The 21,336-nt window shown below is 62.4% G+C and carries 22 protein-coding genes and 1 pseudogene; 11 read left to right on the top strand and 12 right to left on the bottom strand.

The annotated features are described in order from the left end of the window. Positions 1 to 45: 45 nt before the first annotated feature. The 5 genes and pseudogenes from ACFXS9_RS41050 to ACFXS9_RS41030 all read right to left on the bottom strand — a co-directional run bounded on the left by ACFXS9_RS41050 (position 46) and on the right by ACFXS9_RS41030 (position 5,082). The gene (locus ACFXS9_RS41050; RefSeq protein ID WP_057850045.1) at positions 46 to 897 is read right to left on the bottom strand and encodes a formate/nitrite transporter family protein; all 852 of its coding nucleotides are present in this window, start codon (positions 895 to 897) and stop codon (positions 46 to 48) included. A gap of 853 nt (positions 898 to 1,750) precedes the next feature. Beyond that, positions 1,751 to 2,497 carry a transporter substrate-binding domain-containing protein gene (locus ACFXS9_RS41045; protein WP_392700290.1) on the bottom strand — a complete coding sequence of 249 codons (747 nt, stop codon included), beginning with the start codon at positions 2,495 to 2,497 and terminating at the stop codon, positions 1,751 to 1,753. Positions 2,498 to 2,609: 112 nt separating this feature from the next. After that, complete coding sequence (locus tag ACFXS9_RS41040) at positions 2,610 to 3,272, bottom strand: OmpA family protein (protein ID WP_392699149.1); 663 nt, start codon at positions 3,270 to 3,272, stop codon at positions 2,610 to 2,612. Next, positions 3,272 to 3,688: a hypothetical protein gene (locus ACFXS9_RS41035; protein ID WP_392699147.1), complete on the bottom strand. Its 417-nt coding sequence runs from the start codon at positions 3,686 to 3,688 to the stop codon at positions 3,272 to 3,274. The genes ACFXS9_RS41040 and ACFXS9_RS41035 overlap by 1 nt, the downstream gene beginning before the upstream one ends. 187 nt (positions 3,689 to 3,875) lie before the next feature. Continuing rightward, positions 3,876 to 5,082, bottom strand: a pseudogene (locus ACFXS9_RS41030) (MFS transporter). A gap of 68 nt (positions 5,083 to 5,150) precedes the next feature. On the opposite strand from ACFXS9_RS41030, the gene ACFXS9_RS41025 reads away from it, so the two are divergent. The 3 genes from ACFXS9_RS41025 to ACFXS9_RS41015 all read left to right on the top strand — a co-directional run bounded on the left by ACFXS9_RS41025 (position 5,151) and on the right by ACFXS9_RS41015 (position 7,983). Then, a complete protein-coding gene (locus tag ACFXS9_RS41025; RefSeq protein WP_392699145.1) occupies positions 5,151 to 5,951 on the top strand; it encodes an AraC family transcriptional regulator in 801 nt (266 codons plus the stop codon). Positions 5,952 to 6,177: 226 nt separating this feature from the next. Beyond that, positions 6,178 to 7,530, top strand: a complete 1,353-nt coding sequence (locus tag ACFXS9_RS41020) for a malonyl-CoA decarboxylase (protein ID WP_392699143.1) — start codon at positions 6,178 to 6,180, stop codon at positions 7,528 to 7,530. 129 nt (positions 7,531 to 7,659) lie between these two features. Continuing rightward, complete coding sequence (locus ACFXS9_RS41015) at positions 7,660 to 7,983, top strand: GNAT family N-acetyltransferase (protein WP_392699141.1); 324 nt, start codon at positions 7,660 to 7,662, stop codon at positions 7,981 to 7,983. Here the strand turns inward: ACFXS9_RS41015 and ACFXS9_RS41010 are convergent, their stop codons facing one another. From ACFXS9_RS41010 to ACFXS9_RS40980, 7 genes are all read right to left on the bottom strand, one after another. Beyond that, positions 7,984 to 9,153, bottom strand: coding sequence for a mandelate racemase/muconate lactonizing enzyme family protein (locus ACFXS9_RS41010; protein ID WP_392699139.1), 1,170 nt, complete (start codon positions 9,151 to 9,153; stop codon positions 7,984 to 7,986). A 124-nt stretch (positions 9,154 to 9,277) separates the two neighbouring features. Beyond that, the gene (locus tag ACFXS9_RS41005) at positions 9,278 to 9,526 is read right to left on the bottom strand and encodes a DUF3297 family protein (protein ID WP_392699138.1); all 249 of its coding nucleotides are present in this window, start codon (positions 9,524 to 9,526) and stop codon (positions 9,278 to 9,280) included. A 17-nt stretch (positions 9,527 to 9,543) separates the two neighbouring features. Further along, positions 9,544 to 10,020 (bottom strand): glutathione peroxidase, encoded by a 477-nt coding sequence (locus ACFXS9_RS41000; RefSeq protein ID WP_392699136.1) that lies wholly within the window; start codon positions 10,018 to 10,020, stop codon positions 9,544 to 9,546. Positions 10,021 to 10,095: 75 nt separating this feature from the next. Further along, on the bottom strand, positions 10,096 to 11,487 hold the full coding sequence (locus tag ACFXS9_RS40995) for an amidase family protein (protein ID WP_392699135.1): 1,392 nt from the start codon (positions 11,485 to 11,487) through the stop codon (positions 10,096 to 10,098). A 72-nt stretch (positions 11,488 to 11,559) separates the two neighbouring features. Further along, positions 11,560 to 12,126: a c-type cytochrome gene (locus ACFXS9_RS40990; protein ID WP_392699133.1), complete on the bottom strand. Its 567-nt coding sequence runs from the start codon at positions 12,124 to 12,126 to the stop codon at positions 11,560 to 11,562. A 130-nt stretch (positions 12,127 to 12,256) separates the two neighbouring features. Then, positions 12,257 to 13,591 carry a PQQ-dependent sugar dehydrogenase gene (locus ACFXS9_RS40985; RefSeq protein WP_392700289.1) on the bottom strand — a complete coding sequence of 445 codons (1,335 nt, stop codon included), beginning with the start codon at positions 13,589 to 13,591 and terminating at the stop codon, positions 12,257 to 12,259. A gap of 189 nt (positions 13,592 to 13,780) precedes the next feature. Continuing rightward, positions 13,781 to 14,038 carry a DUF6894 family protein gene (locus ACFXS9_RS40980; protein ID WP_028347078.1) on the bottom strand — a complete coding sequence of 86 codons (258 nt, stop codon included), beginning with the start codon at positions 14,036 to 14,038 and terminating at the stop codon, positions 13,781 to 13,783. A 305-nt stretch (positions 14,039 to 14,343) separates the two neighbouring features. On the opposite strand from ACFXS9_RS40980, the gene pqqA reads away from it, so the two are divergent. The 8 genes from pqqA (at position 14,344) to chrA (ending at position 21,118) form a co-directional block, all read left to right on the top strand. Further along, on the top strand, positions 14,344 to 14,424 hold the full coding sequence (pqqA, locus tag ACFXS9_RS40975) for a pyrroloquinoline quinone precursor peptide PqqA (protein ID WP_082637312.1): 81 nt from the start codon (positions 14,344 to 14,346) through the stop codon (positions 14,422 to 14,424). Between the two features lie 142 nt (positions 14,425 to 14,566). Beyond that, on the top strand, positions 14,567 to 15,496 hold the full coding sequence (pqqB, locus tag ACFXS9_RS40970) for a pyrroloquinoline quinone biosynthesis protein PqqB (protein WP_392699131.1): 930 nt from the start codon (positions 14,567 to 14,569) through the stop codon (positions 15,494 to 15,496). A 20-nt stretch (positions 15,497 to 15,516) separates the two neighbouring features. Next, positions 15,517 to 16,272, top strand: coding sequence for a pyrroloquinoline-quinone synthase PqqC (gene pqqC / locus ACFXS9_RS40965; RefSeq protein ID WP_057841876.1), 756 nt, complete (start codon positions 15,517 to 15,519; stop codon positions 16,270 to 16,272). A 43-nt stretch (positions 16,273 to 16,315) separates the two neighbouring features. Beyond that, positions 16,316 to 16,627 (top strand): pyrroloquinoline quinone biosynthesis peptide chaperone PqqD, encoded by a 312-nt coding sequence (gene pqqD, locus ACFXS9_RS40960; RefSeq protein ID WP_334411564.1) that lies wholly within the window; start codon positions 16,316 to 16,318, stop codon positions 16,625 to 16,627. Further along, positions 16,624 to 17,832, top strand: coding sequence for a pyrroloquinoline quinone biosynthesis protein PqqE (pqqE, locus tag ACFXS9_RS40955; protein WP_392699130.1), 1,209 nt, complete (start codon positions 16,624 to 16,626; stop codon positions 17,830 to 17,832). Before pqqD ends, pqqE begins: the two co-directional genes overlap by 4 nt. Beyond that, complete coding sequence (pip, locus tag ACFXS9_RS40950; protein WP_392699129.1) at positions 17,822 to 18,808, top strand: prolyl aminopeptidase; 987 nt, start codon at positions 17,822 to 17,824, stop codon at positions 18,806 to 18,808. The genes pqqE and pip overlap by 11 nt, the downstream gene beginning before the upstream one ends. An 11-nt stretch (positions 18,809 to 18,819) precedes the next feature. Further along, complete coding sequence (locus ACFXS9_RS40945; RefSeq protein ID WP_392699127.1) at positions 18,820 to 19,485, top strand: hypothetical protein; 666 nt, start codon at positions 18,820 to 18,822, stop codon at positions 19,483 to 19,485. A 433-nt stretch (positions 19,486 to 19,918) separates the two neighbouring features. Continuing rightward, positions 19,919 to 21,118 carry a chromate efflux transporter gene (gene chrA, locus ACFXS9_RS40940; RefSeq protein WP_392699126.1) on the top strand — a complete coding sequence of 400 codons (1,200 nt, stop codon included), beginning with the start codon at positions 19,919 to 19,921 and terminating at the stop codon, positions 21,116 to 21,118. Positions 21,119 to 21,336 lie beyond the last annotated feature (218 nt).

Here is a 21,336-nt window from a genome sequence, read left to right as displayed (position 1 = left end):
CAATGGGCCTCTCCTTGCGAGGAGAGGCCCATCCTCATCTTGAGATCAAGCGGCAATGCGCGAGGACGGCCGCGAAGATGCCGCAGCCGACGCGCTGCGCGACGGGCCGGTCCTAACGTGGGTCGCGTACAGGGTCAGTCCGGTGAAGGCGAGGCCGCCGACGAGGTTGCCGACGACGGTCGGGATCTCGTTCCAGAACAAATAATCCCACCAGGTGAACTTGCCGCCGAGCAGCAGGCCGGACGGGAACAGGAACATGTTCACGATGGAATGTTCGAAGGTCATGAAGAAGAACAGCATGATCGGCATCCACATCGCGATCACCTTGCCGCTGACGTGTGTGGAAATCATCGCGCCGACGACGCCGGCGGAAACCATCCAGTTGCAGAGCACGCCACGGATGAACAGCGTCAGCATGCCGGCCGCGCCGTGGTTGGCATAGCCGACGGTGCGGCTCTCGCCGATCGTGCCGATCACTTGGCCGACCTTGTCCGGCGGCTGCGACCAGCCGAAGGTGAACACGATCGCCATCATCACCGCGACCGTGAAGGCTCCGGCGAAATTGCCGATGAAGACGAGGCCCCAGTTGCGCAGCACGCCGCCAAGCGTCACGCCAGGGCGCTTGTCGATCAGCGCCAACGGCGCCAGCACGAACACGCCGGTGAGCAGGTCGAAGCCTAGCAGATACAGCATGCAGAAGCCGACCGGGAACAGCGCGGCGCCGACGATCGGCACGCCGGTCTGCACGTTGATGGTGATCGCAAACGCCGCGGCAAGCGCGAGGATCGCTCCGGCCATGTAGGCGCGGATGACCGTATCGCGCGTCGACATGAAGATTTTGGATTCTCCGGCGTCGACCATCTTGGTCACGAATTCCGAAGGCGCGAGATAGGCCATTCCAGTTCCCCTTTCGAGACAACGTTGAAGCGCGCCGGATGCTGCGCAGCCGTGCACCGATTGAATGAAAAATCTTGCCGTCCTCGTGCGCGACAAATCCCGCGCCGTCTTTGCACGGCACAGAACGACGCAGGTCATGCCCGATCAGGAATTGAGGATGCGCGAGCTGTCGTGAGGTGGTCCCGAAGACTGCTCGAAGCGCCTCACGCGAGGCCGCTTGATCCCAACGCCTTCGGCCAACGCTGGCCTTGGCAATCCGAAAGGACGGCAGTCGTCATTGACTGAGACAGGATTAAGCAATCGATGTGCCAACCTGAAATCGAGCCGCAGGCTCAAAAAGGCGCGTATTTCTACGTGGTTATGGCCCTATCGCGCGGTGCCCGGAGAGGAGCCGCTGCCTTGTATTTGTGCAGTTGCACATATGTTAGCGCCTGCTGCAGCGCCTCGCCGTGCCGAAGCGCGCGCAGCACGGCGCTATCCACTCTCCTCGCAACGAGATCTGAATCCGCACACTCGTCGTCGTCCCGGACAAGCGAGTACAGCGAGCGCCGATCCGGGACCCATAGCCACAGGACAAAGTTTTGCGAACGCTGGCGCCCCAGCGTCTTCCAACAACGCAATCCTGTGGCTATGGGTCCCTGCGTTCGCAGGGACGACAGCGGAGCAAGCTTCTACTCGCAATGAATCTGAATCCGCAAACTCGCTGTCGTCCCGGACAAGCGAGTACAGCGAGCGCCGATCCGGGACCCATAGCCACAGGACAAAGTTTTGCGAACGCTGGCGCCCCTGCATCTTCCAACAGCTCAATCCTGTGGCTATGGGTCCCTGCGTTCGCAGACAGCGGAGCAAGCTTCTACTTCGTCTGCGTCCGGATCGGCCGATCTTTCAGGCCGTTATTGTCGTAGGCCTTGCGCAGCGTGCCGTTGGAGATCGCTTCGTTCAGAAACTTCTCCGCAAACGCCAGCGACAGCGGATGATTGGGCGGCACCGCCACCGCCGTCACGGTCTGCTTGAAGGTTTCATCCAGCACGCGCGTGCCCGGAATCTTCTTTGCCATCGCGTTGAGCTGGTCGCGCGACAGCGCGAACGCATCGATCTCGCCATTCTTGAGCAGGCCGAAGATTTCGTCGTAGGTCTGGTAGCCCGTGACTTTGGCGTTCTTCAAATGCGCGATCGCGCCGCGCATCGTGGTCGTGTTGTTGACCGCCGCGACCTTGATCCCGGGTTGATCGAGTGTTGCGAAATTCGTGACCGTCGAGCCAGGCTTGACGATGTAGGTCGCATCCGACACCTCATAGATCGGCCCGAACGACATCCTGCCCTCGCGTTCCGGATCCTTCGGCAGGAAGGTGATATCCCAGGTGCCCTTCGACGCCGCATCGACGATCTGCCCGGAATTGTTGTGCGCGACATATTCGACGGGGACGCCGAGTTGCTCTGCCATCGCCTTGCCGAGATCGACCGGCACGCCGGCATAACCGGTTTCGGTCCTGGTCGACCAGAACGCGCCGCCGGCCGGACTGATCGCGATCGCCACCCGCAGCTTGCCGGTCGGCGCAATCTCACCCTTCAAGGCATCCGCTGTAGCGGGCATCGTCATCATCACTGTCAATCCCAGCAGGAGACCGGCCGTTGCCGGCGAGGGTTGATTGAACATCGGGAGCTCCTTCCCCAGCCGGCGGCTGGCGTCCCATTCATCCCTGCGCGGATCATCAGCGCTTCTTTTTTGCCGCAGCCGCGCCTTTTGGAGCCGCAGCCGGCGTTGCCGGTTCGGCCGTTTCGAACTTGCCGATCGCCATGATCTGGACGCGCGCATTGGCGGGCGACGCCGGACGATTGACATCCTGCAACTGTTCCTCGCCGAGTCCAAGCGCCTGAAGCCGTTTCGGCGACACCTTGAAGGTATTCACCAGAACGTCGCGGATCGATTCGGCGCGACGCTGGCTGAGGATCAGATTGTGGTCGCGCCTTCCGGCGGATTCGACGTGATCGACGATCAGATAGCGGTAGGGCCGCGTCTTCGGATCGGTGAGCGCGTCCGCGATGCTGCCGATGGTCTGATAGGAGGTCGGCCGGATCAGGGAGGAATCCTGGTCGAACACGACGTCGACACGGATTTGCGGCAGCTTCGTTAGTTGCGGCGCGATCGGCGGGCGCTTCTGTGGCTGGGCGTCCGCTCTCGCCTTGATGCGGTCGGCAGCCTGCTGGCGCAACGCAGCCAGGTCGATGTCCGACTCGGCTTCGACGGCAAGCTTCTCAATGATGTCCCCGCTCGACATGGCCGTTTGCGCCCAGCTCGCTGCCATCGGCAAGGCAAACAGCGCCACGGCGGAAAGCACGATACCGATGCCGCACAGCCTTTCTCCCCCAAGCATCAGTGATACCCCGCGGCGCTGATCGCCTTGTTGCAGTTCGGGGTCGCCTTCTTGGTGGATTCCAACAGACATTGCAGCCCCTTGACAGGATCGTGCCGAACCTCACCGCAGAAGCGGTTCAACTCCCAATTGCAGAGTTTCACGAGGGAGGTGCGCGCGGTAATGCGCTGCTGGATGGCGCCGAGGGCCTGGGGATAATCGGTCTTGCACTTCGCCGACACCACATCCTGATTGCGGCCCAGGCACTCCTTCAGGCGCGTCGCGTCGAGATTGACGCCGCGGCAATTGTCATCGATGTCCTTGCCGCAGCTCGCGGCCAACTTGGCAGCGGCCTGCTCGAATTTCATGGTCTGCGCCGCCGCCAGCGAAGGCGCCGATACCGCAATGATGCACAGGAAAAGCCGGATTCGGGTCATGCGCTCACCTCACACAAGGAGGGCAGCAATGGTCAAGTGTTCTGTTTGAGTTCACGGCCGCACAGCGGAGCTATTGCGCCGCAACAAATCGTCGCGGGTCACAGGCACCAGCACCTCCGTTCGTCATGCCGGCCTCGTGCCCGCCTTCCGTGACGGAAAGTGGCGCATGTTCAATTGATTAGTGATGTCACGGCGCGGTTTGCGCGGCCGGTACCTTGATTTCCTGCGGCAGGATGATCGCCGCCACGATCACCAAAAGGCACAGCGCGCCGAATGTCTGAAGCATGGTGACGAAGCCGCCCTTTTCGTAGAGCCACGCCACCAGGCCGACGGAGGCGCCGGCCGCGGTGAAGCCGACGAAGTAGCGCACCGAATAGGCGCGCGAGCGCCATTCCTCGGTGGTGTACTTGCCGACCATGGCGTCGTTGACGGTGACCTGCCCGAACGCGCCCATCACGATGCCGATGGAAGCGATGATCAGCGGCAGGTTCGACAGCGTCGCCGCAAAAATACATGAACGGCGCCAGCAAGAACGATAGGGGCAGCATCACGGCCTTCAGCGAATAATGGTCGATCAGCTTGCCGATGGTATATTGCGTCATCGCGCCGAACACATAGACGCCGGCCGCGATCACCCCGAGCAGGGCCGGACTGTTGGTCAGGCCGGCCAACCGCTCGGCGAATAGTTTCGGCATCGCGACCGTGATGGCGTTGAAGGTCGTGGATATCGCGATCACCACGATCAAAAGCGCCAAAAACACCCGCCACATGTCCTCTTTCGCAACCCGTGCCTGCGCTGCGGCTTGCCTGGTGCCGGTTCGGTCCTCGTGCACCACCATCAGCGCAAAGGCCACGCCGATCAGGATCGTTACGATTCCCGGCGCGATGAAGGCCCAGCGCCAGCCGAGATACTGCCCGATAACGCCGGTGACCAGCGCCGAGGACGCCACGCCGAGATTGCCCCAGACGCCGTTCAGGCCCATCTCGCGGCCGAGTTTATCGGCATAGGACACGATCATCGCGGTGCCGACCGGATGATAGATCGAGGCGAACAGGCCGATCGCCAGTAGCGCTGCGGCAAGTTGTAAGGGCGTCTGCACGAAGCCGACGGCGATCATCGACGCGCCGATGCCGAGGAAAAATATCACCATCATGTGGCGCCGGCTCCAGCGGTCGCCGAGCCAGCCGGTGACCAGCGAGCCCGCGCCGAAGGCGACGAAGCCCGGGGTGGCGTAAGGCAACAGCTCCGAATAGGCCATGCCGAGCGCCGGGCCCATGATGATGACGGCGGCGGCGAAGATCAGCATCGAATAATGGTCGATGAAGTGGGCGGCGTTGACGAAAGTGATCACCCGGCTTGGGCTGTTCCTTGGGCTGTTCCTTGGGCTGTTCATGGTCGATTCCCGAATCCCGCAATTTTCCGAAATAGGTTATACGGGGTTGTCCTGACGGGATGTCGCCAATGAATATCGCCGAAAAGCCAATTGCCGCCATTATCGGGCGCCGCATCTCGACCGGCGACGGCATCCACATGATTGCGAACAGCTACCGGAAGGGCGTCCGGCTCGACACCCACATGCACCGCGAGGCGCAGCTCGTCTATGCGGCGAAGGGCACGATGCAGGTGACGACGCCAAAGGGCCGCTGGCTGGTGCCGCCGGACCGCGCGGTGTGGGTGCCCGCGCTATCGGAGCATGCGATCGACGTGCTCGCCGATATCGAGATGCGGACGCTCTATTTCGAACTCGACTGGCTGCAGCGCGAGGTGCGCAGCCACAGCCTGGATGCGGAATTCGTGGTGCGGGTGTCGCCGCTCCTGCATCAGACCATCCTGGCTTTGTTCGACGATCGCGGCGACCGCGAGCGAACCGACCTTCTGCTGCGACTGGCCATGATGGAGCTCGACCAGGCGGAAGATTCGGCAACCTTCATCCCGCTGCCGCGCGAGCTGCGCTGCCGGCGCGCCGCCGACATCGTGCTCGCGGACCCAACCGGCGACCATGAGATCGAAACGCTGGCACGCGAGGTCGGCACCTCGGTGCGGACGTTGTCGCGGCTGTTCTCGTCGGAGACGCAATTGAGCTTCAAGAGCTGGTGCCAGCGCGCCCGGATTGCAGCGGCAATCGAGAAGCTGTCGACGGATGCCGGCGTCTCCGTCAAGCAGCTTGCCTCGGATTTGGGCTATGCCAGCGTGCCGGCATTTTCCCATGCTTTCCGGCAGGTTACCGGCAAAACGCCGACGGAATTTGCCGGGAAGGAGTGACGCGGTGACATCGTATTGTCGTCATTGTCAGCGAAGCGGGTAATCCAGTATTCTAAGGACGAAGAGGCCGCAGCGTACTGGATACCCCGCAGGAGCCTGTCATCGGGCTCGCCGAAGGCGAGACCCGGTGGCGGGGCATGACGAGCTGGACTTCTTGATTGTGATCGGCACCGACCTAAATCCCATGTAAGATTCCGCAAAACCCCCGCTGGATTCGACCCGCCACATGGCCAATGCCTTTTTCTCCGATCTTCTCGCGACGATATCAGAACGCGGCCGTACACTGCTGCGGCGGGCCGGACCGTCCGACGACGGCCAGGACGCTTCGGAGCTGATCGAATTATGCGAAGCGCTGCTGTCGGGCCGCGGCGAAGCCTCCGGCACCGCGATGGCGCGCGAGGTGCTCGATCGCTACCACGATCTCGACGCCGCCGGCCGCGTCACCTTCTTCGAAACGCTGGCCCGCAACTTCGGCCCCGACCGCGAGAAGCTGTCGCAGGCGATCGAGAGCTGGCGCAGCCAGCCGAACGACAGCGATGCCAGCGACCTTCATTTTGCTTCCGAGCCGCGGCGGCAGGAACTGATCCGCCGGCTCAACCGTGCGCCCGGCGGCACCAGCGAGCTGGTGGCGATGCGCGCCGACCTGCTTTCCCTGATGAAGGGCAACAAGGATCTGGCCGCGCTCGACCGCGACGTGGTGCATTTGCTGTCTTCTTGGTTCAACAGGGGATTTCTCGTGCTGCGGAGGATAGACTGGTCGACGCCGGCCAATATTCTGGAACAGATCATTCGCTATGAAGCCGTGCACGAAATCCGCGACTGGAACGATTTGCGCCGCCGCATAGATCCCGTCGACCGGCGGTGCTACGCCTTCTTCCATCCGCAGCTCAACGACGAACCGCTGATCTTCGTCGAGGTCGCGTTGACCGAGACGATTCCGACCGCGATCGCACCGCTGCTTGCCGCCGAACGGCAACCGGTGCCGATCGAACGCGCGCGCACCGCCGTGTTCTATTCGATCTCGAATACGCAGAAAGGGCTTGGCGGCATTTCCTTCGGCAGCTTCCTGATCAAGCAGGTGGTCGAGGAGTTGCGGCGCGAACTGCCGAAGCTCGACACGTTCATTACGCTGTCGCCGGTGCCGGGCTTCATGCAATGGCTGAAACAGGCCGACGATGTTCCTGTCAGCGCCGAGGAGCGGATACTGCTCGAAAGCCTCGACAAGCCGGACTGGTTCGAGAATGCCGAACTGACCGCGCAATTGCGCACCGTGCTGGAGCCGCTGGCGGCGTACTATTTCCTGAAAGCCCGCACGCCGAAGGGCCGGCTGGTCGATTCGGTGGCCCGCTTCCACATCGGCAATGGCGCACGGCTGGAGAAGATCGACTGGCTCGGCGACCTCTCGCCCAAGGGCCTGCGGGAATCTGCCGGGATCATGGTCAATTACCTCTACCGGCTCGAGGACATCGAGAAGAACCACGAGGCCTACGCCAACCAGGGCGAGATCGCCGCATCAAGTGCGGTGAAGAAACTGCTGAAGACCGAAGGCCGCCGTTTATTGGACATGCGGCTGTCGTAGGACGGCGCGGAGCCCTTCGCGATGACGGTCATTTGGAGCGACAGCCGCGACGGCGTGGACTAGCAGGAACTCGAAGCGCTCTATCGGGCCGCCCCGCTCGGCACCAAGAACGCGGCCGATCTCGAAGTGGTGTTCGGCAACAGCATGTTCTGTTGCTTTGCCCGCGACAACGGCCGCCTCGTCGGCGCCGGCCGCGTTCTGGCTGACGGACGCGATTGTGCGTATCTTTGCGACGTCGCGGTTTTGCCGAGCCATCAGGGAACAGGCCTCGGAAAACAGCTTATCGAACGACTGCTCGCCAAATCACAGGGACACGCGAAGATCATCCTCTATGCGGTCGCCGGCCGCGAGCCCTTGTATGCGAAGTTCGGCTTCCTGCGGATGAAGACGGCGATGGCGATTTTCAGGAACAGGCAATCGGCCATCGAGAAGGGGTTGTTGTCCGAAAACTAGTTAGGCCGCCAGCGCCTTCATTTCCTTGTAGAGATCGGATTTTCCTTCGAATCCAATGCCCGGCAAGTCCGGCATGGTGATGTGGCCGTTCTCGACACGGACACCATCCGGGAAGCCGCCATAAGGCTGGAACAGGTCGGGATAGCTCTCGTTGCCGCCGAGGCCGAGACCGGCCGCGATGTTGAGCGACATCTGGTGGCCACCGTGGGGAATGCAGCGGCTCGGCGACCAGCCGTGCGCCTTCAGCACCGCCAGCGTGCGCTGGTATTCGCACAAGCCATAGGACAGCGCGCAATCGAACTGCAGCCAGTCGCGATCAGGCCGCATGCCGCCATAGCGGATCAGGTTTTTCGCGTCCTGATGGCTGAACAGGTTTTCGCCGGTCGCCATCGGTGCGGGATAGAATTCGGCCAGCGCCGCCTGCAGCGCGAAATCGAGGGGATCGCCGGCCTCCTCGTACCAGAACAGCGGATACTCCCGCAGCATTTTGGCATAGGCAATCGCGGTTTCCAGATCGAAGCGGCCGTTGGCGTCGACGGCGAGCTGGGCGTCCTTGCCGATCTCCTTCAGCACGGCCTCGATGCGCTCGCGGTCTTCCGTGATCGGCGCGCCGCCGATCTTCATCTTGACGACGTTGTAGCCGCGGTCGAGATAGCCGCGCATCTCGCCGCGCAGCGCCGACAGATCCTTGCCCGGATAGTAGTAACCGCCCGCGGCATAGACGAACACGCGCGAATTGGCCTGCCGGCCATGGCGCTCTGCGAGTAGCCGGAACAGCGGCTTGCCTGCGATCTTCGCCACCGCGTCCCATACCGCCATGTCAATGGTGCCGACCGCGACCGAGCGCTCGCCATGGCCGCCGGGCTTCTCGTTCGACATCATCGCCGCCCAGATCTTGTCAGGGTCGAGATTGTCGCTGGAGGCATCGAGCAGCGTTTTCGGATCGGCCTCCTTCAGCCGCGGCGCAAAGCGTTCGCGGATCAGGCCGCCCTGCCCATACCGGCCGTTGGAATTGAAGCCGTAGCCGACGACGCGCTTGCCGTCACGCACTGCGTCGGTGACGACGGCAACAAGGCTCGTCGTCATCTTGGTGAAATCGATATAGGCGTTGCGGATCGGCGAGGAGATCGGCTTTGTGATTTCGCAGACGTCGACAATGCGGACGGACATGGTTTGGCTTTCGGTGTCTGCCGTCATTGCGAGCGAAGCGAAGCAATCCATCGAGCCGCGCATACGGACGGATGGATTGCTTCGTCGCTTCGCTCCTCGCAATGACGGTTGATGCAGATTTGGCTCAGGACTTCGCCTTGTCGCGGAAATACGGCTCGACCGGGCCGTGCACCTTGATCGTCAGCGGATTGCCATGCCGGTCCTTGGCATTGCCGGCGGTGACGCGCACCCAGCCCTCGCTGATGCAATATTCCTCGACATTGGTCTTCTCGACGCCCTTGAAGCGAATGCCGACGTCGCGCGCAAGGATCTCGGCGTTGTAGTACGGGCTGCTCGGATCGACCGAAAGACGGTCGGGGAATTGGTCGCTCATTGCTTTATTGGTCTCGTTCACAGCAGTGCCTCGATTTCTCTTCTGATTCCCTCGGGCGTCGCGGTTGGGGCGTAGCGTCCGACCACCCTGCCCGAGCGGTCAACCAGGAATTTGGTGAAATTCCATTTGATCGACGGACCCAGCAGTCCCGATTTCGCGTTCTTCAGATGGTTGAACAACGGATGCGCATGGCTGCCGTTGACGTCGATCTTGGCGAACATCGGAAACGTTACGTCATATTTGCCTACGCAGAATTGCTCGATCTGCTTGGCGTCGCCCGGTTCCTGCCCGCCGAACTGGTTGCAGGGAAACCCAAGCACCGCAAAGCCGCGCGGCGCCAGTTCACGATGCAACTGCTCCAGGCCCTTGTATTGCGGCGTGAACCCGCAGGCGCTGGCGGTATTGACGATCAGTAGCACCTGACCTTCGAACCGCTTCAGTGGAAGGTCTTCGCCGGTAAGCGACTGCGCCGTAAAATCATAAACGCCTGACATGGCCCTCTCGATTGTTACCGGAGCATGATCTTGTCCGAAAAACGGTACCCGCTTTTCGGGATCATGCTCTAGCATCTAGCCGGCAGGATCGATCGCTGCCGAGGGCGTTCCGCCGGCTTCCACCGCCTCGCCCGCGGCGAGACAGAGATCTTCGCGATAGCGCCCGGAAACCAGTTGCACGCCGACCGGAACGCGTCCGACCAACCCGGTCGAAACCGTTAGCCCAGGCAGGCCCATGAAGGGAATGGCGATCTGCGGCAATTGCGCATGCCAGACGCGCGCAAACGACGCCTCGTCCTTGCGGTCGAGCTGATCGGGGAACGGCAATTCGCCGGATACCGGCATCAGCAGCACGGCATAGTTTTCAAAGAACGCCAGCCATTCGCGGGTCAGCGTCGCGCGCCGTGTCAGCGCTTTCGACAGGTCGAAGGGATGCACTTTCGCGCGGTTGCCGCGCAGGCACGCCAGCGCGCCGGGATCGCCTTCGCGCTCGGCTGCTTCCAACTGCGCCTCATAGCCGTCGCCGAGCCAGAGTTTCGTCTGCAGATCGGCGGCCTCGCGCAGCGGCGGCGTGTCGGCGATTTCCTCGACGATCCAGCCCGCGCGCTCGAGCCGCTTGCCGGCGTCCATCACCGCGGCTTTCACTTCTGGTACGGGATCAAGGCCGCCAGGGTTGAGGCACATCGCGACGCGCTTCGGCATTGCCGGCCCTTCGAGCGGCGCCGGCACCCACCAGGGATCGCGATAATCCTGCGCCGACATCGCCGCCAGTGCGATCCTGATATCGCCGATGGTGCGGGCCAGCGGGCCCGACACGGCGCTGATCTGCGGCCCGATCGGCCGTTCGGGGAGCGCCGCGTTGAACGCCGCGATGCGTCCCATGGTCGGCCGCAGCCCGTGCACGCCACAGGCGTAAGCCGGATAGCGGATCGATCCCGCAATGTCGGTGCCGTGCGCGATATGACCGATGCCGGCTGCGACCGCAGCACCTGCGCCGCCGGACGAGCCGCCCGGGGTGATGCCGGGGTCACGCGGATTCTTGGTGTCCCCATGAATGAGGTTGGTGGTGAACCAGCGATAGGAGAACGCCGGGCAATTGGTGCGCCCGAGAATGACCGCGCCGGATTTACGCAAATTGTCGATCACCGGGCTGTTGCTCTTGGCGATCGCGTCGCGCTGCAGCTTCAGCCCGTTGGTGGTGGCAAAACCTTGCTGGTCGATATTGACTTTCACCGTAACAGGCACGCCGCCCAGCGGGCCGGCATCCTCGCCGCGCCCAATCGCGGCATCGATGGCGGCAGCCTGAGAAAGAACGTCCTCGGGCCTGTGGTCGACGACAGCGTTGATTTTGGGATTGACCGCGTCGAGCCGCGCCAGCGCCGCGGTCGCCGCCTCTTTCGCCGAGACTTTTTTCGACCTGATCAGTGAGGCCATTTCCGCAGCCGACAGGCGCCATAGGTCTTGCATGCAAAACTCCATCCCATTGCCGCCCTTGTAGCTCCGGGCGCGGGGCAATGCCAGCGGGGCCGCCGCCCGGTTTTAGCGCATATGGGCGATGTAATAGGCCAGATCGGCAATCTGCCCTGGCGAAATCGGCGCCATCACGTCGGCCATGCTGGCGTCGTAGCCGTGGCGGCTATTGTCTTTGTACTCGGCAAGCGTCTTGGCGAGGTAGTCCTCCCGCTGGTTTGCGATGCGCGGGACGTTTTCCTTGCCGGAGAGGTCGCCGTTATGGCAGCTATCGCAGCGGTGCTGCCGCACCAGCGCCTCGCCGCGCTGCATCCGCGCCGGATCGCCATTTTCCCCTGGCGGCTCAGGCTTCGGCATCTTGGCGATGAAGTCCGAAAAAAGGCGGAGATCATCGTCGGTCAGCGCCTTCGTCATCTCGTTCATCGGCTCGAAGACGCGCAGCTTCTCGCGGAACATGAAAAGCTGGATCAGCGAATAAGGCGCATGCTGCGCGCCGAGCGACGGCGTGTTCTCGGTTTCGGATTGGCCCTTTTCGCCGTGGCAGGCGAGGCACGGCGCGATGCGTTGTTCGATGGTTTGAGCGTTGGCGCACACTGTGATCGAGGCAAACGCTAGTGCCGTTATAATTCTTTGCATCGCCAATTCCCGGCACTGTAGCCATTCCGGGGCGATGCGACGCATCGAACCCGGAATCTCGAGATTCCGGGTCTGGTGCTAACGCACCAGCCCGGAATGACGGCTACTCGCAATGAGGGTGAACGCTGGACTACGACTTCCCCGCCGTCTTCGGCTTGCCGTAGGTGATGCGATAGACGGCGCCGTTGTAGTCGTCGGAGACCAGCAGCGAGCCGTCCTTCATCTGCAGCACGTCAACCGGGCGGCCGATATACTTGTTGTCCTCGAGGAAGCCGGTGAGGAACGGCTCCAGCGACTTCATGGTGCCGTCCTTGTTGAGCTTGGCAATGACGACATCGCCGCCAACCTTCTTGGAGCGGTTCCAGGAGCCGTGCCGGGCGATGATCGCCGCGTTCTTGTAGGCTTTCGGGAACATGTTGCCGGTGTAGAAGCGCATGCCGAGCGCGGCGGAATGCGGGCCGAGCAAGCCAACGGGTGCAGTGTATTCGCTGCAGGATTTGCCCCAGCCGAATTCGGGATCGACGATGTTGCCCTGCAGGCAGAACGGCGCGCCGAAATGTTCGCCGACCTTGGTGATCCGGTTCAGTTCGTCCTCGGGCACGTCTTCCGACATCCAATCGCGACCGTTGTCGGTGAAGTAGAGCTGCTTGGTCTCCGGATGCCAATCGAAGCCGACGGTGTGGCGCAGGCCCCGGGCAATTACTTCCGCGCCCGAACCGTCAAAATTCATCCGGCGGAGCAGGCCATGCTCGTCATCGTTGAGCACGTTGTTGCCGGGCTGGCCGACGGGAGCGTAGAGCTTGTTGTCGGGACCGATGGCGATGAACTTCCAGCCATGGGCCTCATCCTTCGGCAGCTTGTCGAAGATCACGGTCGGCTTCGGCGGGTTATCCAGATTGTCTTCGACCTTCTCGATCTTGGAGATCCTGGACAGTTCAGCGATGTAGAGCGTGCCGTCCTTGAAGGCGACGCCGTTCGGCCGGTAGAGGCCGGAAGCCAATACCTTGACCTCGCGTTTGCCGTCCTTGTTGACGATGGCATAGACCTTGTCGACGAGGCGGCTGCCGACGAACACCGTGCCCTTGTCGCCTAGCGCAAGCGAGCGGGCATTCGCCATGCCGGCGGCATAGACCTCGATGTTGAAGCCGGCCGGCACCTTGAGTTTCGCCGTCGGTAGTTTATCCGGTGCGGCCGGGATCGGCGGCGGCGCGATCGGCGCCAGCTTGGCGGCGGCATCATTGCCTGCGGGACGTCCGATCAGCGGCGATCCCGGTGGCAGCGCGGGCGAGGCTGCAGTCCCTGCCGGGGGCGGCGCGCCGGCGGCCGGAGCCGGGGCGGGTGCTTGGGCGGGCGGTTGGGCGGCAGCCGGCGGGTCGGCTGATTGCTGGGCAGCGGCGCTTAGCGTGAAGGCAGTCAAGAATGCGCCGGACAGCAGCATGCTGCGCGGCACCGACAAATAGCTCATCATGGGCGTTCTCCCTGGCGGAAGCCTTTCTCTCTCTTCGCGCGGGCTCGCATGATGCCGGCGCCGGAGGCTTTCCGGCCGGCACTCTCCAATATTTGTCCGCCGGTGCGCAATCGCAAAACTTTGCGCCCGGAAGTTGCATCGCAAAACCGAGCGAGCACGAACCTTCGACGCCGGTACAGCGCGCCGTCAGTGCCTGGTGATGGGACCGCCAGGCGCATCTAGAATCGCTTCGGCGAACGGAAACTCCAGCACGATCTCGCCATCGTCGTCGGTGACTTCGATGGTGGCGCTGAGAAGCGCACCGTCGGCGCCATCAGTCTTGAGCAGTTCCCGGATCATGGCACGTGCCATTTCCCAGGCGCGATCGGGATCCCTGAGCACTTCGCCGTCGGGATCGGAAATCAGCTCATCGCCGATACGGGTGTTGAAGTAATATCGCGGCATCGGCGGAAACCTGGCTCCCATTTGAGCCCCCGCAACCGGAAGGCCCATCTCACACGTTCTTTATCCGGAGCCGGCAGCGCTCCGTCGCACTCAGAATTGCCATTCGCGGTGGTGCGAACAACCGCGAAACGCTTGATCCCACGCTGTTTTGACCAAGGCCCTCCGCACAACTCCGTGAATTGTTCTTTGCAGCGCAGCATAAACAAATAGGGGTTCCAGGCAAAAGATTTAACTGGCGAACTTTTTGATCCGCAGTACCTTAACCCACGAGGGCGAAGTCCGTCCGGTAGAAAAAGGAGCGACAAATGGCCTGGAAAGCACCAAAAATCGCCGAAGTATCGGTCGGCATGGAAATTAACATGTATATGTGCGCCACCCGCAAGTAAGCGGCAGCGCGTATCAAATCTCACGCAGGTGGACTTCCGGCCCGACGCGTTCCGCGAGAGCGGAACTGTGTCCGAGGTTGGTATCCACCTCGTGGCGTCTTTGGTTTGTATCTTCGAGTTTCGAATCTCCAGGAGACGGATCATGCTTCGCGTCGTCGTCCTGGGCGCCGCGGCGGGCGGCGGCGTTCCGCAGTGGAATTGCGGATGTCCGGTGTGCCGGAAAGCACGAAGCGATCATCCCGAATTGCGGAGCACCCAGGCCTCGATCGCGGTCAGCGCCGACGGCGAGCACTGGTTTCTCGTCAACGCCTCGCCCGACCTGCGCCAGCAGGTGACCGCAACGCCGCAGCTTCATCCCAAAGCCGGACAACTTCGGCACAGCCCGATCGCCGGCGTGATCCTGACCAATGGCGAAATCGACGCCGTCGCGGGACTGTTGTCGATGCGCGAAGGTTCGCCGTTTACGCTCTATGCGCACGAACGGGTACTTGCGATTCTCAGATCCAACAGCATCTTCAATGTGCTGAACGAGAAAAACGTGAAGCGGCAGCCGATCGAGGTCGACAAGGCGTTCGAGCCGGCGCTGCCCGACGGCAAGCCGTCAGGCATTGAGGTGCTTCCGTTCGCGGTTCCCGGCAAGGGCGCGTGGTATCTCGAAGGCAAGGCGCATCCGGCAGGCGGCGACGGCGCGGGCGACACGCTGGGCTTGCGGATTCTGGACAAAGGAAGCGGCAAGTATTTCTATTTCCTGGCCGCCTGCGCACGCGTGACCGACGATCTCAAATCGCGCCTTTCGGGCGCTGCACTGGTGTTTTTTGACGGCACCGTGTGGCGCGACGATGAATTGATCTCAGCCGGCCTCGGCACCAAGACGGGACAAAGCATGGGCCATATTTCGATGTCGGGCGATCATGGCGCGATCGAGAGCCTCGCCGATCTCGACGTTGGAACAAAGGTGTTCCTGCATATCAACAACTCCAACCCCGCTCTGCTGCGCGGCTCGGACGAGCGCAAGGCCGTGGAGCAGGCAGGCTGGCACATCCCCGCTGACGGAACGGAGATCAAGCTGTGAACGTCGTCGCTGCACCCGCAATGACCGCCCTATCGATCGGCAAGGGCATTACGCTCAATAGCGCCGAGGAACTGGAGGCGACCCTCCGCCATATCGGCGCGACGCGCTATCACAGCTTGCATCCGTTCCATCGGCTGTTGCATGGCGGCAAGCTCAACAAGGGACAGGTGCAGGCCTGGGCACTGAACCGCTATTATTACCAGAGCACGATCCCGCTGAAGGATGCGATGGTGATCTCGCGGTTCCGCGACCGTGCGACCCGGATCGAATGGCGGCACCGCATCGAGGATCACGACGGCGATGTGGGCAGCGAAGGCGGCATCGAGCGCTGGCTCAAACTGACCGAGGGGCTCGGTCTCGACAGCGCCTATGTGGAATCGACCGAAGGCATTCTGCCGGCAACGCGATTTGCGGTGGAGGCCTATGTGCATTTCTGCCGCGACAAGACGCCACTGGAGGCCATCGCTTCCTCGCTTACGGAACTGTTCGCGCCGAACCTGCACGAGGAGCGCATCTCCGGGATGCTGCAGCACTATGATTTCGTCAATCCTGACATCATGAGCTATTTCAGCCGCCGCCTGGCCCAGGCGCCGCGCGATGCCGGTTTTGCGCTGGAATACGTCAAGGCGAACGCAAGAACGCCGGCGGAGCGCGAGGCGGTCTGCAACGCGCTGATCTTCAAGACCAATGTGCTATGGGTTCAGCTCGACGCGCTGTATCATGCCTATGTCGAGGGCCACATACCGCCCGGGGCATTCGTGCCCCAGGGAAACTAACAAGAAAACTAACAAGGAAACCGACAGAGGGAACTAGCGATCGATGGCTCCAGGCCGCAACATCAGTGTGAGCGAGGCGAGCCGGCCGAAATTGCCGCGCCACGCCCGCTTGAAGTTCGATGAGACGCGGCAGGTCTGGGTGATCCTGGCGCCAGAGCGGGTGCTGGCGCCGGATGAGATCGCAGTCGAGGTGCTGCAACTTTGCGACGGCGTGCGCAGCGTCGCCGACATGGTCGACCAGCTCGCAGCCAAATACGCCGCGCCGCGCGAGGCGATTTTAACCGACGTCGTCGCCATGCTGCAGGACCTCGCCGACAAGGGCTTTCTGACCGAAGCGCGTGAGAAGACGTCATGACCGACATTCTCGCAGACGGCAAAACAGCCAGCGCCGCGCCCAGCGACGGGCTCGCGGTGCTTGAACAGAAGCGCTCGACCGCAGAGACGTTCGGCATTCCGCTTGCCGTGCTCGCCGAACTGACGCACCGCTGCCCGCTGCAGTGCCCCTATTGCTCCAACCCGGTTGAGCTCGACCGCGGCAGCAGCGAATTGACTACAGAAGAATGGAAGAAGGTCTTGAGCGAGCTCGCCGAAATCGGCGTGCTGCAAATCCATTTCTCGGGCGGCGAGCCGACCGCGCGCAAGGACCTGGTGGAGCTGGTGCAGCACGCAACCGATGTCGGGCTGTACAGCAATCTCATCACCTCAGCGGTGCTGCTGAACAGGGAAAAGCTTTCAGCGCTCGCCGATGCCGGGCTCTGCCATGTGCAGATCAGCTTCCAGGGCAACGAGCCGATCGTGGCCGACCGCGTCGCAGGGCTGAAAAATGCGCATGAGAAAAAGCTTGAAGTCGCTAAATGGACGCGCGAGCTCGACCTGCCGCTGACAGTCAACGCAGTCATGCATCGCCAGAACCTGCACCAGCTCTCCGACATCATCCAGATGGCGGTCGATCTCGACGCCGACCGGCTGGAAGTCGCCAACGTCCAGTATTACGGCTGGGCCTTGAAGAACCGCGCGGCGCTGATGCCGACACTCGAACAGATCGAGGAAACCAGCCGTATCGTCGAGGAAGCCGCGACGCGCCTGAAGGGCATCCTCGCCATCGACTACGTCGTTCCGGATTATTACGCATTGCGGCCGAAGAAGTGCATGGGCGGCTGGGGCCGGCAGTTCTTCAACATCTCGCCCGCGGGCAAGGTGCTGCCCTGCCACGCCGCGGAAAGCATCACCGGGCTCGAATTCGAATCCGTCCGGTCAAACCACTCGATTGCCTGGATCTGGCAGAACTCGGAAGCCTTCAACCGCTATCGCGGCACCGGCTGGATGCCCGAGCCGTGCAAGAGCTGCGAGTTCCGCGAGATCGATTTCGGCGGCTGCCGCTGCCAGGCGTTTGCGCTGACAGGTGACGCCGGCAATACCGACCCGGCCTGCACGCTGTCGCCGATGCACGAGCAGATCTTCAAGGACGCCGAACGCGAGGCTGCCGCGCATCAGGACCGCTTCATCTACCGCAATTTCGCCGGCGGCACGCTGGAGACGGAAGGCGAGCATGGCGCCTGATGCCGATGCCGGCAAATCCATCAAACGCGCCGACCCCTTTGCGCCGCTGACGTCGGAGCAGTTCGCGGTCGGTGACGATCACGAAATCTATGTCGAGAGCATCGGCCGGCAGGATGGCATTCCAGCGGTCTATCTGCATGGCGGGCCCGGCAGTGGCTGCCAGCCCGATCATCGCCGGCTGTTCGATCCCGAACGTTTTCATGCGGTACTGTTCGACCAGCGCGGTGCCGGACGGAGCCGCCCCAAGGGTCGTCGCGAAGCCAACACGCTGCCGCATCTGATCGCCGACATGGAAATGATCCGCGAGAAGTTCGGCTTTCAGCGCTGGATGGTCGTCGGCGGCTCCTGGGGCGCGACGCTGGCGCTGGCCTATGCGCAGGCCCATCCCGACCGCGTCAGCGGCATCGTGCTTCGCGCTACTTTCCTGGGCACATCAGAGGAAATCGAGAACGGTTTTCTAAAAGTGCTGCCGCGGTTCTATCCCGGGCTTTACGACGACTTCATGAGTGTGTTGCCGGAAGGCGAGCGCGCGCAACCGCTGCAGGCCTATTTCCGCCGCATCCTCGATTCCAATCCCGACGTGCATATTCCTGCCGCGCGGGCATGGGGCGAAACCGAACGTTTACTTTCCGAACACACGCCGAACCGCACGCGCCTCGATCGCTCAACGCTGAATTCATCGCGCGGCCTGCCGACGACGCCCTTCATGGAAGCGCATTACTTTGCCAATGACTGCTTCATGCAGCCGAACCAGTTGCTGCGGGAAGCGGGTAAGCTCAAAGGCATTCCCGGCATCATCGTGCAGGGCCGTTATGATCTGCTGTGCCCGCCCGCGACCTCGCATGCGCTTGCTGCCGTGTGGCCGGAAGCCGAAATCCGCTTTGTCGAGGGAGCCGGCCACACGCTGTACGATCCCGGCGTCCGCGACACCGTAATGAAGGCAATCGCGGACATGGCGTCCCAAGCCAGCAAATAGGAAGCAAGAAAATGCCGATCGCCGGAAAAGGCATGCTGCTGACGTCGATGAATATCGATGCCGAGCACGAAGCCGAGTTCAATCGCTGGTACGATCGCGAACATCTCGAAGAGCGCGTCGCCATCGACGGCTTCCTCGAAGCCCGCCGCTACGTCGCGCATGACGGCAACCCGAAGTATCTCAGCCTCTACTCCACTGAGACCTTCGAGGTACTGGACAGCTCGGCCTACCGCGCCGCGCTGGCGAACCAGACGGCGTGGTCGATGGCCAACATTGCGCGCTTCCAGAACATGATCCGGGCGGTGGCGCGCATCACGGTCAGCCGCGGCACTGGCCGCGGCGCAGCGCTCGGCATTGTCAGGTTGCGTCCCACCGGCTATGGCGAGGAGAAACTGCGCGCCGCGCTGAGCGAACAGCTCGATCCCGCGCAGCTCGACGGAATCATATCCGTGCACCTGATTGAGAGCGACCCGGCGCTGTCGAAGCCGATCACCGACGATCCTTCCGCGTCCGATCCCGGCGCCAGCGATTGGTTTGTGCTGATTGACGCGACCGAGGTTGGCGCGCTGCCGCCGGCGATGCTGCGCTTTTCCGGCAATATCGCGTTGAAGCCGCTGATCATCTCGAGCGGAATCTACCGGCTGATGTGGGATCTGGCGAAGGGCGATATCGGCTAGGCGCTTTCCCCGCTGCCGATGGTCGCGCGCAGGTTCGTGAACCCGGTTGGCGCCCTTGATCGCGGCGTTCCGAAACGGTAACTAGCGATGTCGCTCCGTAAAAACCCGGTGAAGGCGTTGTTAACGCGATGTCGAGTAAACCGGTGGCCAAGAACGCTTTCTGGCATGAATTGCCTGGTCAGGAGCGGGTCCGCACGATTGGTGCTTGCGCCAGGCGGCTTCAATTCTCCTTCTCGTAACGGTCGAATGCCTTGATAAGGCAGGTGAGAACTTCTGCCGAAGTCTCTAATATCGCTTTCAGTTACCCTGCTGATGTTATCTCTCAGATGTGCGATGGTCGCGTGGAAGCGCTCCTTCATGCAGGTGCTGGGGCGATCGATCGGCTGAGATGCCACATGCATCTACTTTTCAGCCCACACTGGAGTTGCATTGCATGGCGCAAAAGTCCGCGAACAGTATCGCCGAGATTTTCGCCGCCTTCCTCAAATTGGGCCTTACATCCTTCGGCGGGCCGATCGCGCATCTCGGTTACTTCAGGGCGGAATTCGTCGAGCGGCGGAAATGGCTGAGCGAAAGCAGCTACGCCGATATCGTTGCGCTCTGTCAGTTTTTGCCGGGCCCGGCCTCCAGCCAGGTCGGCTTCACGCTCGGCATCCTGCGCGGCAACGGCCTGCTCGGCGGATTGGCGGCGTGGCTCGCCTTTACCATGCCCTCCGCCCTGATCATGTTCGCCTTTGCGCTCGGTGCGACGATCCTTACCGGCCCGTTCGCCGACGGAGTTCTTCATGGCCTGAAGCTGGTCGCGGTCGCCGTGGTCGCGCAGGCGATCTGGGGCATGGCAAACAGCCTGACGCCGGACCGCGAACGGGCTGCCATCGCGCTCGCCGCTGTTGCAATCGTGGTGTTCATCGGCGGATCGTTTGGGCAGATCGGCGCAATCGCGCTCGGGGCACTGGCCGGGCTCTGGGTGTGTCGCGCAGATGGGCCCACGGCAACGGGCCAGCTCGGCTTTTCCGTGTCGCCTCGACACGGCATGGCCGCGCTCGTGCTGTTCGCAATTCTGTTCCTGGTCACTCCGCTGGTGACGGCAAAAACCGGCTCGCAAGGGCTTGCCCTGTTCGACGCCTTCTATCGTTCCGGCGCCCTGGTGTTCGGCGGCGGCCATGTCGTGCTGCCGCTATTGCAGGCGGAAGTCGTAACGCCGGGCTGGGTCAGCAACGAGGATTTCCTCGCCGGTTACGGCATGGCGCAAGCAGTGCCCGGACCGCTGTTCACGTTCGCGGCCTATCTCGGCGCCGTCGCAGAGCCCGCCCCCAACGGGCTCGCCGGCGCTTCGATTGCGCTCATCGCCTTGTCCCTGCCGGGACTGCTGCTGGTCTACGGCATGCTGCCGTTCTGGGACGCGCTGCGCCTGCACCCCAAGGCCCAGGCCGCGATGCGCGGCACCAATGCCGCTGTCGTCGGCATCCTTGGCGCCGCGCTCTACAATCCGGTCTGGACCAGCGCCGTGCTCACGCCACGTGACTTCGCCGTCGCGCTGGCCGGCTTCCTGCTGCTGACGGTCTGGAAGCTGCCGCCATGGATTGTCGTCGTCATCCTTGCGACGGCCGGAGCTGCGCTGCGGCTGACCTGACGTCTGCCCGTTCATTCAGCATAATGGCAAAGCTGCACTGCACATGCTGCAGTGCCAGATCAACGCTGCGACGCCAAATCCACGTTTCCATGCAATTGAAAGCTGGAGATCGCGCAAAATTGCCTTTGTGCCTGCTCTGGAATGGCTCTAATAAGATAAGCCTATGATCCAATTCAAAAACCACAAGAACGCTCGTTAAGCGTTCGCAGGCAAAATAA

Origin of the sequence: Bradyrhizobium sp. RDI18 (genome assembly GCF_043203335.1) — a bacterium.
Taxonomy (GTDB): Bacteria; Pseudomonadota; Alphaproteobacteria; order Rhizobiales; family Xanthobacteraceae; genus Bradyrhizobium; species Bradyrhizobium retamae.
This window is presented reverse-complemented; position numbering and strand designations above follow the sequence as displayed.

Excerpts from the sequence above, each read along its gene's own strand:
- ACFXS9_RS41035 (WP_392699147.1), bottom strand. The coding sequence starts at position 3,688 with ATGACCCGAATCCGGCTTTTCCTGTGCATCATTGCGGTATCGGCGCCT.
- ACFXS9_RS41020 (WP_392699143.1), top strand. The coding sequence starts at position 6,178 with ATGGCCAATGCCTTTTTCTCCGATCTTCTCGCGACGATATCAGAACGC.
- pqqB (WP_392699131.1), top strand. The coding sequence starts at position 14,567 with ATGCTTCGCGTCGTCGTCCTGGGCGCCGCGGCGGGCGGCGGCGTTCCG.
- pqqE (WP_392699130.1), top strand. The coding sequence starts at position 16,624 with ATGACCGACATTCTCGCAGACGGCAAAACAGCCAGCGCCGCGCCCAGC.
- chrA (WP_392699126.1), top strand. The coding sequence starts at position 19,919 with ATGGCGCAAAAGTCCGCGAACAGTATCGCCGAGATTTTCGCCGCCTTC.
- ACFXS9_RS40990 (WP_392699133.1), bottom strand. The coding sequence starts at position 12,126 with ATGCAAAGAATTATAACGGCACTAGCGTTTGCCTCGATCACAGTGTGC.
- ACFXS9_RS41050 (WP_057850045.1), bottom strand. The coding sequence starts at position 897 with ATGGCCTATCTCGCGCCTTCGGAATTCGTGACCAAGATGGTCGACGCC.
- pqqA (WP_082637312.1), top strand. The coding sequence starts at position 14,344 with ATGGCCTGGAAAGCACCAAAAATCGCCGAAGTATCGGTCGGCATGGAA.
- ACFXS9_RS41005 (WP_392699138.1), bottom strand. The coding sequence starts at position 9,526 with ATGAGCGACCAATTCCCCGACCGTCTTTCGGTCGATCCGAGCAGCCCG.
- ACFXS9_RS41025 (WP_392699145.1), top strand. The coding sequence starts at position 5,151 with ATGAATATCGCCGAAAAGCCAATTGCCGCCATTATCGGGCGCCGCATC.
- ACFXS9_RS41000 (WP_392699136.1), bottom strand. The coding sequence starts at position 10,020 with ATGTCAGGCGTTTATGATTTTACGGCGCAGTCGCTTACCGGCGAAGAC.
- ACFXS9_RS40995 (WP_392699135.1), bottom strand. The coding sequence starts at position 11,487 with ATGCAAGACCTATGGCGCCTGTCGGCTGCGGAAATGGCCTCACTGATC.
- pip (WP_392699129.1), top strand. The coding sequence starts at position 17,822 with ATGGCGCCTGATGCCGATGCCGGCAAATCCATCAAACGCGCCGACCCC.
- pqqD (WP_334411564.1), top strand. The coding sequence starts at position 16,316 with ATGGCTCCAGGCCGCAACATCAGTGTGAGCGAGGCGAGCCGGCCGAAA.
- ACFXS9_RS40945 (WP_392699127.1), top strand. The coding sequence starts at position 18,820 with ATGCCGATCGCCGGAAAAGGCATGCTGCTGACGTCGATGAATATCGAT.
- pqqC (WP_057841876.1), top strand. The coding sequence starts at position 15,517 with ATGACCGCCCTATCGATCGGCAAGGGCATTACGCTCAATAGCGCCGAG.
- ACFXS9_RS41040 (WP_392699149.1), bottom strand. The coding sequence starts at position 3,272 with ATGCTTGGGGGAGAAAGGCTGTGCGGCATCGGTATCGTGCTTTCCGCC.
- ACFXS9_RS40985 (WP_392700289.1), bottom strand. The coding sequence starts at position 13,591 with ATGAGCTATTTGTCGGTGCCGCGCAGCATGCTGCTGTCCGGCGCATTC.
- ACFXS9_RS40980 (WP_028347078.1), bottom strand. The coding sequence starts at position 14,038 with ATGCCGCGATATTACTTCAACACCCGTATCGGCGATGAGCTGATTTCC.
- ACFXS9_RS41045 (WP_392700290.1), bottom strand. The coding sequence starts at position 2,497 with ATGACGATGCCCGCTACAGCGGATGCCTTGAAGGGTGAGATTGCGCCG.
- ACFXS9_RS41010 (WP_392699139.1), bottom strand. The coding sequence starts at position 9,153 with ATGTCCGTCCGCATTGTCGACGTCTGCGAAATCACAAAGCCGATCTCC.